The organism is Kitasatospora sp. NPDC015120 (assembly GCF_043080305.1).
Taxonomy (GTDB): Bacteria; Actinomycetota; Actinomycetes; order Streptomycetales; family Streptomycetaceae; genus Kitasatospora.
Genome location: NZ_JBIBVJ010000017.1, coordinates 24555 through 41096, shown reverse-complemented (window position 1 = coordinate 41096; position 16542 = coordinate 24555). Strand labels below are relative to the sequence as shown.

The 16542-nt window shown below is 74.5% G+C and carries 19 protein-coding genes; 7 read left to right on the top strand and 12 right to left on the bottom strand.

From position 1 onward, the window contains the following. Positions 1-32 precede the first annotated feature (32 nt). Together ACF1AK_RS28475 and ACF1AK_RS28470 are read right to left on the bottom strand one after the other, a co-directional pair. Positions 33-992, bottom strand: a complete 960-nt coding sequence (locus ACF1AK_RS28475) for an asparaginase (protein ID WP_391501693.1) — start codon at positions 990-992, stop codon at positions 33-35. A 78-nt stretch (positions 993-1070) separates the two neighbouring features. Continuing rightward, the gene (locus tag ACF1AK_RS28470; RefSeq protein ID WP_391501692.1) at positions 1071-1667 is read right to left on the bottom strand and encodes an ABC transporter substrate-binding protein; all 597 of its coding nucleotides are present in this window, start codon (positions 1665-1667) and stop codon (positions 1071-1073) included. A gap of 520 nt (positions 1668-2187) precedes the next feature. Here ACF1AK_RS28470 and dtd point away from each other — a divergent pair. Further along, entirely contained in the window at positions 2188-2628 is a 441-nt protein-coding gene (gene dtd / locus ACF1AK_RS28465) for a D-aminoacyl-tRNA deacylase (RefSeq protein WP_391501691.1), read from the top strand. Between the two features lie 7 nt (positions 2629-2635). Here the strand turns inward: dtd and ACF1AK_RS28460 are convergent, their stop codons facing one another. From ACF1AK_RS28460 to ACF1AK_RS28450, 3 genes are all read right to left on the bottom strand, one after another. Beyond that, on the bottom strand, positions 2636-3598 hold the full coding sequence (locus tag ACF1AK_RS28460; protein WP_391501760.1) for a YgfZ/GcvT domain-containing protein: 963 nt from the start codon (positions 3596-3598) through the stop codon (positions 2636-2638). 19 nt (positions 3599-3617) lie between these two features. Beyond that, positions 3618-4082, bottom strand: coding sequence for a Fur family transcriptional regulator (locus ACF1AK_RS28455; protein WP_380296460.1), 465 nt, complete (start codon positions 4080-4082; stop codon positions 3618-3620). 97 nt (positions 4083-4179) lie between these two features. Next, positions 4180-4782: an FABP family protein gene (locus ACF1AK_RS28450; protein ID WP_391501690.1), complete on the bottom strand. Its 603-nt coding sequence runs from the start codon at positions 4780-4782 to the stop codon at positions 4180-4182. A gap of 274 nt (positions 4783-5056) precedes the next feature. Between ACF1AK_RS28450 and ACF1AK_RS28445 the strand changes: the two genes are divergently transcribed. Next, positions 5057-5425: a DsrE family protein gene (locus ACF1AK_RS28445; RefSeq protein ID WP_391501689.1), complete on the top strand. Its 369-nt coding sequence runs from the start codon at positions 5057-5059 to the stop codon at positions 5423-5425. On the opposite strand, the gene ACF1AK_RS28440 is transcribed toward ACF1AK_RS28445, so the two are convergent. The 7 genes from ACF1AK_RS28440 to ACF1AK_RS28410 form a co-directional block, all read right to left on the bottom strand. After that, complete coding sequence (locus ACF1AK_RS28440) at positions 5419-5691, bottom strand: DUF3099 domain-containing protein (RefSeq protein ID WP_391501688.1); 273 nt, start codon at positions 5689-5691, stop codon at positions 5419-5421. The genes ACF1AK_RS28445 and ACF1AK_RS28440 overlap by 7 nt on opposite strands. A gap of 68 nt (positions 5692-5759) precedes the next feature. Next, positions 5760-6050 carry a DUF1416 domain-containing protein gene (locus ACF1AK_RS28435; protein WP_344343425.1) on the bottom strand — a complete coding sequence of 97 codons (291 nt, stop codon included), beginning with the start codon at positions 6048-6050 and terminating at the stop codon, positions 5760-5762. Between the two features lie 40 nt (positions 6051-6090). After that, complete coding sequence (locus ACF1AK_RS28430) at positions 6091-6924, bottom strand: sulfurtransferase (protein ID WP_391501687.1); 834 nt, start codon at positions 6922-6924, stop codon at positions 6091-6093. A gap of 249 nt (positions 6925-7173) precedes the next feature. Beyond that, entirely contained in the window at positions 7174-7254 is an 81-nt protein-coding gene (locus ACF1AK_RS28425; protein ID WP_350517234.1) for an Ms5788A family Cys-rich leader peptide, read from the bottom strand. A gap of 267 nt (positions 7255-7521) precedes the next feature. Further along, a complete protein-coding gene (locus ACF1AK_RS28420) occupies positions 7522-8238 on the bottom strand; it encodes a DUF2993 domain-containing protein (protein WP_391501686.1) in 717 nt (238 codons plus the stop codon). A gap of 136 nt (positions 8239-8374) precedes the next feature. Further along, complete coding sequence (locus ACF1AK_RS28415) at positions 8375-10012, bottom strand: hypothetical protein (protein WP_391501685.1); 1638 nt, start codon at positions 10010-10012, stop codon at positions 8375-8377. A gap of 5 nt (positions 10013-10017) precedes the next feature. Continuing rightward, positions 10018-10317, bottom strand: coding sequence for a MoaD/ThiS family protein (locus ACF1AK_RS28410; RefSeq protein WP_391501684.1), 300 nt, complete (start codon positions 10315-10317; stop codon positions 10018-10020). Positions 10318-11000: 683 nt separating this feature from the next. On the opposite strand from ACF1AK_RS28410, the gene ACF1AK_RS28405 reads away from it, so the two are divergent. From ACF1AK_RS28405 to ACF1AK_RS28385, 5 genes are all read left to right on the top strand, one after another. Next, a complete protein-coding gene (locus ACF1AK_RS28405; RefSeq protein ID WP_391501683.1) occupies positions 11001-11744 on the top strand; it encodes a response regulator transcription factor in 744 nt (247 codons plus the stop codon). A 146-nt stretch (positions 11745-11890) separates the two neighbouring features. Continuing rightward, positions 11891-12937: a LacI family DNA-binding transcriptional regulator gene (locus ACF1AK_RS28400; RefSeq protein WP_391501682.1), complete on the top strand. Its 1047-nt coding sequence runs from the start codon at positions 11891-11893 to the stop codon at positions 12935-12937. 94 nt (positions 12938-13031) lie between these two features. Continuing rightward, positions 13032-14201, top strand: coding sequence for a S1C family serine protease (locus tag ACF1AK_RS28395; protein ID WP_391501681.1), 1170 nt, complete (start codon positions 13032-13034; stop codon positions 14199-14201). A gap of 56 nt (positions 14202-14257) precedes the next feature. Continuing rightward, the gene (locus ACF1AK_RS28390) at positions 14258-15034 is read left to right on the top strand and encodes a response regulator transcription factor (RefSeq protein ID WP_391501680.1); all 777 of its coding nucleotides are present in this window, start codon (positions 14258-14260) and stop codon (positions 15032-15034) included. After that, the gene (locus ACF1AK_RS28385) at positions 15031-16536 is read left to right on the top strand and encodes a sensor histidine kinase (RefSeq protein WP_391501679.1); all 1506 of its coding nucleotides are present in this window, start codon (positions 15031-15033) and stop codon (positions 16534-16536) included. Before ACF1AK_RS28390 ends, ACF1AK_RS28385 begins: the two co-directional genes overlap by 4 nt. The last annotated feature ends 6 nt before the right edge of the window (positions 16537-16542 follow it).

The window sequence follows — 16542 nt, the reverse complement described above, 5'->3', positions numbered from 1 at the left end:
ATGCGGAGGGAGGCGGAGGGGCGGAGGAAGCGCTAGAACGCCGCGCGGACCTCGCCGACCCGGACGCCGCCGCCGAACAGCGGCGAGGCGGCGATCCGCTCCAGCGTCGCGTCCCCGGTGCTCACCCCGAGGCGGCGCAGCGCGGCGGCCAGCACCGGGCCGCGGGCCCGCTCGGCACCGTCGTCGATCTTGAAGGCGAGGGCCCGCCCGTCCGGCAGGGCCACCACCTGGACGGCTTCCGCACCCATCTTGGCCAGCGCGCCGGGCACCGCCCGCATCAGCCGGGTGTCGGCCCGGCGGGTGCCGGCCACGTACTCGGGGTGCGCCCGCATCGCGTCGGCGACCCGGCGCTGCGGGGTGCCGGGCCCGGCCAGCACCAGGGCGCGGTAGGCGCGGGCCAGCCCGGTCAGGCCGACGGCCAGCAGCGGCGCGCCGCAGCCGTCCACCCCGGCGTGCACGGCGGGCTCGCCGACGGCCTCCTCCAGGGCCTCGCGGGCCAGCCGCTGGATCGGGTGCTCCGGGTCGAGGTAGCTGTCGGTGGGCCAGCCGTTGGCCACCGAGGCGGCGAGCCAGCCGGCGTGCTTGCCGGAGCAGTCCATCAGGATCGGCTCGCGGTCGCCGCCCCAGCGCAGGTGCAGCTCCGCCTCCAGGTCGTCGAGGGGGAGGTCGGCCGGGGTGCGCAGGGCGGACTCGTCCAGCCCCGCACCGGCGAGGATCCGCCGCACACCGTCAAGGTGAAACGATTCCGCGGAGTGGCTGGAGGCCGCCAGGGCCAGCAGCTCCCCCTCGATCGCCAGTCCGGCCCGCAGCGTGGCCACGGCCTGGAACGGCTTGGCGCAGGAGCGCGGGAAGACCGGCGCGTCCGGCGCGCCCAGCGCGAGGTCGACCGAGCCGTCGGCGGCCAGCAGCACCAGCGAGCCGTGGTGCCGGCCCTCGACGAAACCCGAGCGGACGACTTCGGCGAGCACGGGCAGGGCGGCGGAATTGGACATGGCGAAAGCCTTCCGGAGGTGAGGGTGAACCGGGGGCGAGCCGGGCCCGTCCCCCGCCCCCGGCGGCCCTCGCACCTGTCAGAGCGGGCCGCCTGCGAGCAGGTCGTCGACCCGTGCTTCCCCATCACGGTACCTGCGGGTGATTTCGGCGTTGCAGCCGTCCGCCGTGCGCAGCAGCCGCTGCCGCCGCCCGGACACCTCCCGCTCGTGCGCCCGCAGCCGCTCCAGTGCCGCCAGCAGCTCCTCGGCCGGGTGCGCGGCGAGGTCGGCCAGCTGGACGTCGCCCATCAGCGCGTCCGCCTCCAGCTGGGACTGCTGCCCGCGCGGCGGCCCCAGCGTGACGTGCCGGGCCGAGCGGCGGACGCTCGACGGCGCGTCCGTCAGGATGGCCGGCAGCCGCTCCAGCAGGGCCCCGGCGGCGCCGGCCGGCTCCGCCGCGTCCGCCGGCCGGGCCGCCCCGGCACCGGGCCGGCGGTCCAGCTCGGCCAGCAGGATGTCCATCCGGCCGTGCAGCAGCCTCCGCAGGTAGGAGAGGTCGGCCTCCTGCTCCAGGGTCTCCCGGCGCAGGGTCCGCAGTTGGTCCAGGCCCAAGCGTCCGAGGTCCGGCTCGGGGCCGGCCCCGGGCCCCTCGGGCAGCCGCCCGTGCCGGTCCTGCGCCGTGCTGATCGCGTCCATCAACCAACCACCTGCCGTCGTCCCGATCCCACCCGCTCGCGGCGCCCCGTCGCCTGCCGCCGGTCCGGCCCGTCAACCGCCGCCCGCGCCCGACGGCGCGTTCCCGTCCGGAGGCACGCCCGGACGCCTGCGAAGGTTCCCGCCCCCGGCCGTGGCCACCCACCGGGGCGACACGACCAGAACGCCTGACCCACCGGCTCGGCCGCCCGGCCGAACCGGGCCCGGCGCGGCGGACCTCGGCGCCCCGGACCTCGGACGCGCCGACCGGCCCCGCCTGGGCGGCGGAGCGGCGGGCCCGTCCTCGTACGGTTCCCCAGCGTGCCACCCCGCCCGGCGCCGCCGCACCGCCCGTGCACCCGAACGGCCCCCTGGCGAAGAGGGGTGGCTGATACGACCGAAGCTTTTCGCAGGGAGAACGCCGCCATGGTGCGCGCAGGCGCACGCTACCCGGCGCGCACCCCTGTCTGGAGCGCCCCCGGGGGCATGCTCACGCCCCCACCGGCTCCGGCAGAATGGCCGCATGCGAGCAGTGGTGCAGCGAGTGACCGAGGCCAGGGTGACGGTGGACGGCGAGACCGTCGGCGCGATCGAGGAGCCGGGGCTCTGCGTCCTGGTCGGCGCCACCCACGACGACACCCCCGCCAAGGCGGCCCAGCTGGCCCGCAAGCTGTGGACCCTGCGGCTGCTGCCGGCCGACGACGAGGGTGTCGAGCAGTCCTGTTCCGACCTCGGGGCGCCGCTGCTGGTGATCAGCCAGTTCACGCTCTACGGCGACGCCCGCAAGGGCCGCCGCCCCACCTGGAACGCCGCCGCGCCCGGCCCGGTCGCCGAGCCGCTGGTGGACGAGGTGGTCGCCCGGCTGCGCGCGCTCGGCGCCAAGGTCGAGACCGGCCGCTTCGGCGCCGACATGAAGGTCGCCCTGGTGAACGACGGTCCGTTCACCGTCGTCGTCGAGGTCTGAGTCCCCCCTACTGGGGCACGATCACGTCCTGCGTCCCCGGCACCGTGCCGGCCAGCAGCACCGCGTCCACCGGGACGTTGCGCTTCACGAGGGCCAGCGCGACCGGCCCCAGCTCGTGGTGGCGCGCCGAGGAGGTGACGAAGCCGAGCGCCCGGCCCTGCGGGTCCGAGGCGAGCCGCACCTCCGTCCCGTGCGGGGGCAGCACCTCCTCGGTACCGTCCAGGTGCAGGAAGACCAGCCGGCGCGGGGGCCGCCCCAGGTTGTGCACCCGGGCCACCGTCTCCTGCCCCCGGTAGCAGCCCTTCTGCAGGTGGACGGCGGTGTTCAGCCAGTCCACCTCGTGCGGGATGGTGCGGTGGTCGGTCTCGAACCCGAGCCGCGGCCGGTGGCCCTCGATCCGCAGCGCCTCGTACGCCCAGACGCCGGCCGCCGGGCCGTAGCCCGCGGTCCGCTCCGCCAGCTCGGCGCGCGGCAGGAAGAGGTCCCGCCCGTAGGGCAGTTCACGGACGGCGACCGCGCCCTCGGCGGAGGCGGTGGAGCCGGCCGGCAGGTGGACCACCGCGTGGTCGGCGGTCGCGTCGGCCACCTCGACCCGGTACATGAACTTCATGCTCTCCAGGTAGCCGACCAGCGCCTCCTGGGTGCCCGGCTCGACGTGCGCCCAGGTGGTGGTGCCGTCGTCGACCAGGTAGAGGGCGTGCTCGACGTGCCCGTTGGCGGAGAGCACCAGCGCGTCGGTGGCCTGCTGCGGCGGCAGCGCGCTGACGTGCTGGGTGATCAGCAGGTGGAGCCAGCTCAGCCGGTCCGCGCCGGTGACGGTGATCACGCCGCGGTGCGAGAGGTCCACGAAACCGGTCCCCCGGGAGAGGTTCCGTTGCTCGCGGAAGAGGTCGCCGTAGTGGGCGGCGACGCCCTCGTCGGTCCCCTCGGCGGGGACGGCTCCGGGCAGGGCAAGCAGCGGACTCTTCAGACCGGTCATACCGGCAAGCTTACGACCGCCCCGCGGCGCGCTCGGCGGTGCAGTCGGAGCAGCGGCCGAAGATGGCGAAATGCTTGAGGTCGGTGTCGAAGCCGTGCTGGTCACGGAGGCTGTCGATCAGCGGCTGGGCGATCTCGGTACCGGTCTCGGTGACCTTCTCGCAGTCCCGGCAGACCAGGTGCAGATGGTGGTGGCGGCCGGCCAGGTGGTAGGTCGGGGCGCCGTGCCCGAGGTGGGCGTGCGAGACCAGGCCCAGCTCCTCCAGCAGCTCCAGGGTCCGGTAGACGGTGGAGATGTTGACGCCGCTGGCGGTCTGCCGCACGTGGCAGAGGATGTCGTCCGGGGTCGCGTGGTCGAGCGCGTCGACCGCCTCCAGCACGAGCTGCCGCTGCGGGGTGAGCCGGTACCCGCGCTCGCGCAGGTCGGCCTTCCAGTCGCCGGAGAGCTGCCAGTCGGTGGTGCCGGTGTCCGCCACGGTCCTGTCCCTGCCAAACGTCGGGGGTCCTGGAGCAAGTGTAGGGACCGGCCCCGGGCCGGTCCCTACCGTGTGCGCGACTCGCGGGCGGGCGTGCCTACTTGAAGAAGGCGATGCCGTCGTCCGGCAGGTCGTTGATGTCCTTGATCAGCTGGGCCGGCGAGAGCACCTTCTTCAGCTGGGCGGACATGTACGGGCGCAGCGGCACGTTCGGGGCGGCCTTCTCGCCCACCCAGAGCAGTTCCTCGTTGACGAAGCCGTAGAGCCGCTTGCCGCCCGAGTACTCCGGGGAGCCCTCGATCCGGGCCACCGCGTCGGTGGAGACGTCGATCTGCGGCTTGCCGTCGGCCAGCTCGCCGTACCAGATCTCCACCGTGCCGTCGTCACGGACGGACGAGATCTCGATCCCGCGGGCGCCGCTGGTGCCGTGCTGGTTGCTGGTGATCCGCCAGAAGGCGTGCTCGTTCTCCAGCGGGCGGACCTTCTCGCCCTCGCCGTTCAGCACCCAGGTGCGGGAGCGGAACTCCAGGAAGGGCCGTCCGTCGTGGCGGATGACGATCTCCTGGCCGAAGTTGCACTTCTCGGCGTCCGGGGCCCCGTCACCGGGCAGCGGGGCGTAGACGCCCGCGCCCTCCCAGGTGCCGAGGAGGAAGGCGAGCGGGACGACGTCCTTGTGGAGGTCAGAGGGGATCTCGATCATGTTCCTGGTCGCTGTCGTCGGTGCGGGAGTACTTCAACCGTACGGCAGTGCGCTCAGCGCTGGCCCTGGTAGAGCTTCATCACCGAGAAGATGGCGAACCAGGTGATCAGCACGGCCATGAGGGCCAGCAGACCGTCGAAGAAGATTTCCAGACCGGACACGGGGGGCTCCCATTGCGGCGACAGTGTGGTGGATTTTGCTGCCGCTCACTCTATCCGGCGGGTGGGGGAGGGTCTCGGTGAGCCCCACCACGTCGGCGATCTAGGGTGTCGGCATGGCCCAGAAGAAGAAGCTCGTCATCAAGGTGACCGCCGGGGCTGACGCCCCCGAGCGGTGCTCGCAGGCGTTCACGGTGGCGGCGGTGGCCGTCGCCAGCGGCATCGAGGTCTCGCTCTGGCTGACCGGCGAGTCGGCCTGGTTCGCCCTGCCCGGGCGGGCGGCGGAGTTCGAGCTGCCGCACGCGGCGCCGCTGCCGGACCTGCTGGAGTCGGTGCTGGCCGGCGGCACGCTCACGCTGTGCACCCAGTGCGCGGCGCGGCGCGGGATCGAGCAGCAGGACACCCTCGACGGCGTCCGGATCGCGGGCGCGCAGGTCTTCGTCAGCGAGATCATGGCCGACGGCGTGCAGGCGCTCGTCTACTGACGGGGTTCGTGGTCGGGGCGGTCCCGGTCGTGGCCGGGGTCGTCCCACTTGGGGTCCTCCCAGCGCGGGTCGTCCCACCAGTCGTCCTCGGGGTCGCGCCGGTTGGCGAACACCGCCGCCGCCGGCGGGATGACCATCGCGACCACGCACAGCGCCACGGCCGCCGGGACGGAGACGAACCGCACCACTCCCCAGGCCAGCACGAAGAGGCCCAGGCAGACGCCCATCATGGCGTAGTAGTAGCGGCGGCGCCGGCGGGTCTGCACCCTTCCACGGTATGCCCGGGGGCCCCCGCTCGGCAGGGGCCCCCGGTCGTGCTCGCTCGCGTCGCCGGTCAGACGGCGATGGCGACCTCGGTCAGGTTGCCCTGGGAGGCGACCACCTGGCGGTCCACGGTCTGGCCCGGGATGAGCGCGCGCAGGGTCCACTTGCCCGGGCGGGCGAAGAACCGGAACTGGCCGGTCGCCGAGGTGGGCACCTCGGCCGTGAACTCGTTGTTCTCGTCGAGCAGTCGCACGTAGCCGTTGACCGGCTCGCCGTCGCGGGTCACCGAACCCTGGATGATCGTCTCGTTCGCCACGTCAACTCCTGCCAGGTCCGGGCCGCCGGCCTTCGCACCGCACATTGTCTTGTTTCCCTTCTGCCTTACGGGTGGAGCCGGAGGCTCAGTTGCCGAGCTCGATCGGCACGCCGACGAGGCTGCCGTACTCGGTCCAGGAACCGTCGTAGTTCTTCACGTTCTCCTGGCCGAGCAGCTCGTGCAGCACGAACCAGGTCAGCGCGGAGCGCTCGCCGATGCGGCAGTAGGCGATGGTGTCCTTCGCCAGGTCGACGCCCTCGGCCTCGTAGAGGGCCTTGAGCTCGTCGTCGCTCTTGAAGGTGCCGTCGTCGTTGGCGTTCTTGGCCCACGGGATGTTGCGCGCGGTCGGCACGTGGCCGGGGCGCTGCGACTGCTCCTGCGGGAGGTGGGCCGGGGCGAGCAGCTTGCCGGAGAACTCGTCGGGCGAGCGGACGTCCACCAGGTTGAGGGTGCCGATGGCGGCGATCACGTCGTCGCGGAAGGCGCGGATCGAGGAGTCGGCGGCCTGCGCCTTGTACTCGGTGGCGGCGCGCTGCGGCACCTCGGCGACCAGGTCGCGGGAGTCCAGCTCCCACTTCTTGCGGCCGCCGTCGAGCAGGCGGACGTCGCCGTGGCCGTACAGCTTGAAGTACCAGTAGGCGTAGGAGGCGAACCAGTTGTTGTTGCCGCCGTAGAGGACGACGATGTCGTCGTTGGCGATGCCCTTGGCGCTGAGCAGCGCCTCGAAGCCGGCCTGGTCGATGAAGTCGCGGCGGACCGGGTCCTGGAGGTCGGTCTTCCAGTCGATCCGGACCGCGTTGCGGATGTGGTTCTTCTCGTAGGCGGAGGTGTCCTCGTCGACCTCGACGATGACGACCTTCGGGTCGTCCAGGTGGGCCTGGACCCAGTCGGCGTCGACCAGGACGTCGCTGCGGCTCATGGTGATGTTCTCCATCCGGGGGCGGTTGGCGGAAGGTGCTCGCTGCTTCGGGTGCTGCTGCTCAGCGGTGGTGCTGGTCGCCCGTCGGCCACCGGTCCGAATTCCTGTCCGAATAATGGGACTGACGGCGGTGTGCGGCGCGACCGGGCGGTGCGTGGAGAAATACGGCGGCGAAGCCCGGCCGAGGGGCCGTCGGCGATCGCCGGAAGAAGTCGGCGGCGGGGGCAACTGCCCTGCCTGGACGCCGAGTTAACGCATTCGACACAGACAGGCGGCCACGCGGCACAGGTCTACCGCCCGCCGCTTGGTGAGATCCGTCTGTCGCTTCATGCGGACGATGCTAGGGACACCGGACGCCCGCTGTCATCAGCGTATCGAATGGCGAGACTCAATGGCTCGCATCATGGGATTTGACCCGCTCTTGGGCGACCGGAACCGGCCGGAGCCCGGACGGCGGGCGCACGGGGACCGGCCCGGCGGCGGGAACGGCACCGCTCCGCGGCCTGCGCTGGACAGTGCGTCTCGCGGAGCGGAACGGAGGAACGGGGAACGGGAGAGGGTGCGGCGGTGCGGAGGTGCGGAGGTGCGGCGGCGGGGTCAGCCGATCAGTTTGACGTCCTTGCCCTCGAAGCCCAGCTGGAAACCCTCCTCCTGCGGCGTGACCGAGGACAGGTTCAGCCCGGCGGGCAGCTCGGAGAGGGTGAAGCTGATCGGGTCGATGGTCTGGTCGGCCACCCCGGCCAGCAGGGACGCCATCGCGCTCAGCTTGAACCCGTCCACCGTGACGGTGTTGCCCCGGCTGTGCACCGCGGCGTCGCCGACCGGGAACGGCCCCAACGAGGCCTTGACCTTGCCCGGACCGCCGTAGGAGAGATTCAGCCGGGTGCCCGCGCCCAGCGAGAGCCGGCCCGCGTTCGGCACCAGCTCCGAGGCCGGCGGCAACAGCCGGGAGAGGTCCGCGTAGGTGATCAGCCCGGAGCCGCTCCCCCGGTCCACCGTGGCGCTGCTCATGTTGCCGCTGACCTCGACCCCGGACAGCTCGGCCTTGAACGCGTGCAGGGCCACCTGGTCCTTGCCCTCGCCGACGGTCAGCCCGTCCGAGGAGATCCGCACCTCGTCCAGCTTCCGCGCGACCACCTGGGTGAGGAACGGGAAGCCCTCGATCGAGACGTCCGGCTTGCGGCTCATCCGGCCGCTCTTCAGGATCTGCTCGGCCGCCTCGTCCTCGGCGACACCGACGGCGATCCGGTCGGCGCCCACCAGCACTCCGAAGAGCACCACCACGCCGATCGTCGCCTTCAGCCAGCCGCGCATCGCTCTCCCCCGTCGTCGCCGGTCGCTGTCGCCCGCCCCCGCTCCGGCGGACCGGGCCGTTCCGGTGCGGCCGCTTCCGCACGACCGTACGACGTCCCGCCCCGGAGCATGGTTCCGGGGCGGGACGCCACGGCCGTCAGCCGAGCAGCGCGGTGGCGATCCACACCAGCGGCGCGGAGACCGCGAGCGGCAGCGCCACGCCCGCCGTCATGTGCACGAACCGGGACGGGAAGTCGTACCCGGCCACCCGGCGGCCGATCAGCGCACCGAGCCCGGCCGCCAGGCCCAGGAACGGCGGAGCGCCGACCGCGAAGCCCAGGCCGACCGCCGCGAGCAGGCCCAGCAGCGGGCCCGACCAGCGCGGGCCGGGCACCGGCGCGGCCGCCAGCAGGGTCGCCAGCGCGACCGCGCCGACCGCCGCCGGCACCCAGTCGGCCAGCAGCAGCGCGGTGCAGAGCACCGTGACCACGGTGGCGGAGCCGAGCACGGTGAGCGCGTAGAAGCGTTCCTTCGGATCGGCCGGCCGGAACGTCTGCAGCACCAGGACCAGCAGGAAGAACCCGCCGAGCGTGCCCACCACGGCGGCGGTGCCGCCGTCCTCGTCGGCCAGCAGCACCGAGACGTCGGCCACCACGCCGGACAGCGCGGCCAGCGCGATGCCCTGGCGGGCCGGCCACATGCCGTTCAGCCGGAACCAGCCGGCCGCCGTCAGGCCCTGGAGGAGGACGAGCACCAGCGCGAGCGCGACCTGGCCGAGCGCCGCGCCCCCGGCCAGCAGGGCGGCGGCACCGGCGGTGATCAGGGCCGGTTGGAGACCCGGGTCGTTGATCGGCGAACCGGTCCGGACGGGCGGGGCCGCCGGGGCCGGCGCCGGGGACTGGGACGGGCTCTGGGCCGCAGCCGGGGCCGGGGCCGGGGCCGGGAACGGCTGGGTGCCGAGCGACGGGGCCGGGCCGGGGAACGGCGCGGCCGGACGGGCGGGCGCGACGTGGCCGCCCTGCGCGGCCCGGGCGGCCCGGGCGGCGCGGGCCGCGGCCGGGTCGGTCAGCACCGGGGCCGGGGGCTCCGGGCGCTTCAGCGTCATGGTCGGCTGGTCCAGGCCCTGCCCGTGGTCCGGGGCGGGAGCCGACGGGGGGACCGGGGCCTGGGACTGGACCTGTGCCCGGGCCGGAGCCTGGACGGGCCCGGGGGCGGGCGCGGGGGACTCCGTCCGGCGGTGCGAACGGCCGCGCCGCGGCTCGGTGTAGGGCCGCGCCGGTCCCCCGGCCGACGGCTGCCCCGGCGCGGCCGGCGGCACCGGACCCGACTCCGTCACCGGGGGGAGCAGGGCGGTCGCGGCCTCGTCCGGCGGCGGAACGGGCGGGAGCAGCGTGGTCGCCGCCGCGTCGTCCAGCGGCGGCACCGGCGGGAGCAGCGCCGTCGCAGCGTCGTCCGCGCCCGGCCCGGCCCCGTAGGGCGACCGGCCGTGGGGCGGCTGTCCGTAGGAGGGCTGCCCGTAGGGCTGCCGGCCATAGGACTGCTGGCCGTACGGCGCAGGGCCCGCGCCGGGGGCGTGCGGCTGCGCCGCGTGCCCCTGCTGCGCATAAGGATCCGGCGCGTACGCCTGCGGCGGGGCGTACGGGTAGGGCGCCTGCCCGGACTGGGGCTGGGGCTGGTAGCCCTGCGGCGCCTGCTGTTGCGGCTGCGGCTGCGGCTGCGGCTGCCCGTACGGGTACTGCGGCTGGTACGGCTGCTGGGGCTGCTGCCCCTCGGGGGTCGGGTTCGTCCCGCTCACGCCGCTCACCCGCCCGCGAACGGGGGAAGGACCTCGACCGTGCCGCCCTCGGTGAGGGCGACGGTCGCGTGGTCGCGGCCACCCACCGGCGAGCCGTCCACCAGGTAGGAGCAGTGGCCGAGCAGCCGGACCAGCTTCGGCCGGTCCGCGTGCCGCTCCGCCGCCCCTGCCAGCGCCTCGGCCAGGGTCGCCGCCAGGTACGGCTCCTCGGCCAGCCCGGCCTCCGACTTCGCCGCCGCCCAGTAGCGGATCGTCCCGCTCACCCGAACGGCGGCCGCCGGGTCGTGCCCGGTGGTCGCGCCCATGGCAACCCCTTCTCGTCGTCCTCGCCCGGGCCCGGGTGTCCCGGCCGGGTCCACCACCGGGGCGGCCGCGCCTCGCCCGAAAGGTGGACTCGCACGGTGCCGCCGATGTGTCCCCCCATGATGTCGTGTTCGCCCGCGCGAGCGGCAATCGCCCTGGCCCGGCGCCCGGCGGCGCCGTCGCGAAGCTGTGGCGGGGCTCACCCGGGGCGCGCCCGGAAAGGCCGGCCCGCCGGGCTCGGGCCCTCCCGGCGCGGGGGACCGGTCGGTTATCCTCGATCCCCGAGGGATCCGGGCAGAGTCGCCCCCGGGTCCTTTTGTGCTTTCAGGACGCCAGTACGGACGTCCGTGCGAATCGTCGGCCCACCCCCGGCGTGCCGCAGGGACCGCCCCCGCCACACACGGCACAACGACGTGCCGCAACCGGGCCGGGGCGTCGGACAACCCCGGCTCCGGGCCGCCGCCCGGGACGGGCCAGGACCGGAAGGTTCGCGGATGAGCAGGGCAGAAACGGTGCACCGGGGGTCGCGGGACGCCCGGGACGTGCCCCGTCCGGCCGCGCGCACCGCCGTGTCCCCCGCGTCCCCACGGGCCTCCGTCTCCTCCCCCTCACCAGCACGTGCGCCATCCGGCTGTGGCGGCAGCCGGAACGCGACCGCGACGACCCGGAAAGGGGACTACCGGGTATGAGTTCTCTGCTCCTCCTCACCAACGCGCTGCAACCCTCCGCGGAGGTCCTGCCCGCGCTCGGCCTGCTGCTGCACAACGTCCGGGTGGCCCCCGCCGAGGGCGCCGCCCTGGTCGACACCCCCAGTGCCGACGTCATCCTGGTGGACGGCAGGCGCGACCTGCCGCAGATCCGCAGCCTCTGCCAGTTGCTGCGCTCCACCGGCATCGGCTGCCCGCTGATCCTGGTGGTGACCGAGGGCGGCCTGGCCGCCGTCACCGCCGACTGGGGCATCGACGACGTCTTGCTCGACACCGCCGGCCCCGCCGAGGTCGAGGCCCGGCTGCGGCTCGCCCTCGGCCGGCTCCAGGTGACCACCGACGACAGCCCGGGCGAGATCCGCAGCGGCGACCTCTCGGTCGACGAGGCCACCTACTCCGCCAAGCTCAAGGGCCGGGTGCTGGACCTCACCTTCAAGGAGTTCGAGCTGCTCAAGTACCTCGCCCAGCACCCCGGCCGGGTCTTCACCCGGGCGCAGCTGCTGCAGGAGGTCTGGGGCTACGACTACTTCGGCGGCACCCGGACGGTCGACGTGCACGTCCGCCGGCTGCGCGCCAAGCTCGGCGTCGAGCACGAGGGCCTGATCGGCACCGTGCGCAACGTCGGCTACCGCTTCGTCGTCCCCGAGAAGGGGGACAAGGGCGAGCGGACCGAGCGGACCGAGCAGCCCGCCCGGCGCTCCGCGGCCGCCCTGGAGGCCTGACCGACCGGCCGGGCGGTCCCGTCGCCGACGGGGCCGCCCGGCCTGTCCGGATTCGTCCCGCCCCGCCCGGGACCGGGCCCGCGCCGCACCCGCCCGGCGCGGGTCCCCCGCTGCCCGGCCGCACGCCACACGCGTAGACTCCCCCCGTGGCCAAAGTGACGCGCGACGACGTAGCCCGACTGGCTGGTACCTCGACCGCGGTCGTCAGCTACGTGATCAACAACGGACCGCGCCCGGTCGCGCCCGCCACCCGGGAGAAGGTGCTCGCCGCGATCGAGCAGCTCGGCTACCGGCCGAACAGCGTCGCGCAGGCGATGGCCTCCCGCCGCACCAACCTGATCGGCATGGTCGTCCCGGACGCCCGCCAGCCGTTCTTCGCCGAGATGGCGCACGCCGTGGAGCGGGCCGCCTCCGAGCGCGGCAAGCTCGTGCTGATCGGCAACTCCGACTACGTCGACGACCGCGAGGTCCACTACGTCCGCGCCTTCCTCGGCATGCGGGTCTCCGGCCTGATCCTGGTCAGCCAGGGCCCCTCGCAGCGGGCCGCCGAGGAGTTCGCCGCCATGGAGGGCGCCAAGGTGGTGCTGCTGCACCGCCGCCCCGAGGCGATCGACGACGTCGCGGTGGTCACCGACGACGTGGCCGGCGCCGAGACCGTCGTGCGCCACCTGCTGGAGGTGCACGGGCATCCGTACGTGGCCTGCTTCGGCGGCCCGGTGGAGTCCCCCGCCCCCGGCGACCCGGTCATCGACCACGTCGAGGGCTGGCAGCGGGCCATGGACGCGCACGGCCTGCCCACCGAGCCGCACCTCATCGACGCGCCCTTCCACCGCTACGGCGCCTACGACGTCGCGCTCGGCGTGCTGCGCTCCGAGGACCGCCCGCCGGCGATCTTCTGCTCCACCGACGACCAGGCGATCGGTGTGCTGCGGGCCGCCCGCGAGCTGGGCCTGCGGGTGCCGGAGGACCTCGCGGTGGCCGGCTTCGACGACGTGCCGGAGGCCGCGCTCGCCGACCCGCCGCTGACCACCGTCGCCTCCGACCGCGACGCGATGGCCCGGGCGGCGGTGGACCTGGTGCTGGACGACTCGCTGATGGTGCCCGGCTCGGACACCGAACGGGTCCGCACCTTCCCGTCGCGCCTGGTCGTGCGGCGTTCCTGCGGCTGCTCGCCGAAGAGCGCCGACGCCTAGCCCGACCAGGCTTTATGAGAAGTCAACGGGCTTCTCGGGGCGTTCTGAGCGGGCTCTCACCGGATTCTCATCCGGCGGGCGGACGTTGGTCGCCATGAGCGATCACCGGCAGTGGCAGCCCCGCACCGACGACCGGCAGGACGACGGCCCCCACGGGTACCCGCGGCCCCGGGTCGTCCCGGGCACCGTCCTCGGCAGCACCACGCACGACAGCGCCGTGCACAACGGCACCGGGTACGACGGCACCGGGTACGGGAGCCCCGCCCACCCCGCCGCCGGCACCCCGCCCCCGCCCCCGGCCCCGCCGTCCCCTCCCGGAGCGGCCGGGGTACCCGCCCCGGCCGCCCCCGGCGGCCCCGGCCACCGCGCCCGGCGCGGCCTGCTGCGCGGACGGCTCGCCCTGGTCACCGCCGTCGCCGCGATCGCCGCCGTCCTCGGCGGAGTCACCGGCGGCGTCGTCGCCGCCCAGGAGCACGACTCCGACGGCCGCACCGGCACCCTCGCCGGCCCGGTCGCCGCCCGCTCCGACGGCAGCGCCGACGTCGCCGCCGTCGCGGCCGCCGTCGCGCCCAGCGTCGTCCAGATCACCGTGCAGAGCGCGAACGGCACCGCCACCGGCACCGGCGTGGTGCTGACCGGCAGCGGGCGGATCCTCACCAACTACCACGTGGTCTCCGGCGCGGCCACCGGCGGCCGGATCACCGTCACCTTCCACGACGGCTCCACCGCCCGGGCCGACCTCACCGGCACCGACAAGGGCCTGGACGCCGCCGTGATCACCGCGAGCGGCGCCGGGCACCTCACCCCCGCCGTCCTCGGCGACTCCTCCGAGGTCGCGGTGGGCGACCCCGTCGTGGCCATCGGCAACCCCGAGGGCCTCACCGGCACCGTCACCTCCGGCATCATCAGCGCCGAGCACCGCGAGGTCACCGTCCAGCTCGACGAGGGCACCACCGGCGGCAACGGCGGCTTCGGCCTCCCCCAGCTGCCCGGACTGCGCGGCGCCGCCCCGCAGGGCGGCGGCGAGACCGCCACCTACCAGGCCTTCCAGACCGATGCCGCGCTCAACCCCGGCAACTCCGGCGGCCCGCTGATCAACGCCGAGGGGCAGGTCATCGGCATCAACGCGGCCATGTACGCGCCGAACGGCTCCAGCGCCACGGCCGGCGGCAGCGGGGCGGGCAGCGTCGGCCTCGGCTTCGCCATCCCGATCGACGACATCAAGCAGGTGCTGCCGCACCTGCAGTCCGGCCGGAACGTCTGACCACGTCCGACAATTGACCCGAGCAGGCCCTCCCGCCACCAGAAAGGCGACCGCCGATGACCCCGTCCGCCGACGACCGCACCCCCGCCGAGCCCGGTCAGCAGACCACCGCCCGGCTCCTGGTGGTCGACGACGAACCCGCGCTCCGGGACGCCCTGGAGAACAGCCTCGCCTTCGAGGGCTACGAGGTCACCACCGCCACCGACGGCTACGAGGCCCTCGAAACCGTCGAACGCGACCGGCCGGACCTCGTCCTGCTCGACATCATGATGCCCCGGATGGACGGGCTCACCGCCGTCCGCCGGATGCGCTCGCGCGGCGACACCGTCCCGGTGCTGATGCTCACCGCCCGGGACGCCGTCGGCGACCGGGTCACCGGCCTCGACGTCGGCGCCGACGACTACCTCGCCAAGCCCTTCGAACTCGACGAGCTGCTCGCCCGGGTGCGCGCCCTGCTGCGCCGCAACGCGCTCGCCACCGAGGCCGCCGCCCGGGCGGCCGCCGTCGAGGAGGAGACCGACGTCCTCGCCTTCGGCGACCTGCGGATGAACACCGCCACCCGCGAGGTCACCCGGGCCGGCCGGCCGGTCGAGCTGACCCGCACCGAGTTCATGCTGCTGGAGATGTTCCTCGCCCACCCGCGCCAGGTGCTCACCCGCGAGCAGATCCTCAAGGCGGTCTGGGGCTTCGACTTCGAGCCCTCGTCCAACTCGCTGGACGTGTACGTGATGTACCTGCGCCGCAAGACCGAGCAGGGCGGTCTGCCCCGGCTCGTCCAGACCGTCCGCGGAGTCGGCTACGCACTCCGCCCGGCCACCGGCACCACGGCGTGAACCCCGCCGTCCCGCCGCCCCCGCTCACCCCGCCCCGCATCCCGCGCCGCGGCCGCCTCACCACCTGGTACCGCGCCCGCTCCCTGCGCACCCGGCTCACCTTCCTCACGGCGGCGGCGGTGGCGGTGGCGATCGCGCTGTCGGCGCTGGCGTGCTGGTTCATCGTGGAGAAGCAGCTCTACGACCAGATCCGCAACGACCTGGAGCACATCCCGCAGCCCCGGGTGGCGACCCTCCAGTCCGCCTGTCCGAAGACCCCCGAAGCCGCCCTCGAACTGGCGCAGCGGACCAGCACCCTCGCGGAACCTCCCCAGGGCGGCGGCCCGGCCCCCCGGGACACCCAGTTCCTCTGGGTCGACCAGGGGTGCGTCTCCCTGCCGCTCGGTGCCACCCGGGCCATTGCGATCCAGCCCGGCGACGCCAGGACGGCCCTCTCCCTCCAGCCCGACCAGGCGGTCCTGCGCGAGGGCACGTACATCAACGGCGACCCGGCCATGGTCCGCCTGTCCCTGCTGCGCCTGCCCGGCCACACCTCGGTCGTGGTCATGGTCGCCACGCCGACCGCAGCGGCCGAGGAGTCCCTGCGCCGGCTCGCCTTCGTCCTCGGCGGGGTCGCCCTCGGCGGCATCGTGCTCGCCGCCGTCGCCGGCCGGCTGGTGGCCCGCTCCGCGCTCAAGCCCGTCGACCGGCTCACCGACGCCGTCGAGCACATCGCCCGCACCGAGGAGGTCGGCACCACCATCCCCGTCCACGGCGAGGACGAGATCGCCCGGCTCTCCACGTCCTTCAACTCCATGAGCACCGCCCTCGCCAACTCCCGCGAGCGGCAGACCCGGCTGATCGCCGACGCCGGGCACGAACTGCGCACCCCCCTCACCTCCCTGCGCACCAACGTCGACCTGCTGATCCGCAGCGACGACACCGGCCGCCCGCTGCCGCCCGCCACCCGCACCAAGCTGCTCGGCAGCCTGAAGGCCCAGATGCAGGAGCTCACGGTGCTGATCGGCGACCTGCTCCAGCTCTCCCGCCCGGACTCCCCCGGGCCGGTCCGCACGCTCGCCGTGGTCGCCCTGCACGAGATCGCCGAACGGGCCGTCGAGCGTGCCGAGTTGCGCGGTCCGGGGCTGGTCTTCGAGACCGCCGCCGCGCCCTGGTACGTGCACGGCGACGCGGCCGCCCTGGAGCGCGCGGTGATCAACCTGCTGGACAACGCGGTGAAGTACAGCCCGCCCGGCGGCACCATCGAGGTCCGGCTCGACCGCGGTGTGCTGACCGTCCGCGACCACGGCCCCGGGATCCCCCCGGAGGAGCTCCCGTACGTCTTCGACCGCTTCTGGCGCTCCCCGTCCTCACGCCAGCTCCCGGGCTCGGGCCTGGGGTTGTCGATCGTCGCGCAGAGCGTGCGGGAGGCCGGCGGCGAGGTGTCGCTCGGCCCGGCCCCGGACGGCGGCCCCGGCACCCTCGCCACCGTCCGGCTGCCCGGCGGCCCCGCACCGGTCTGAGGCGAC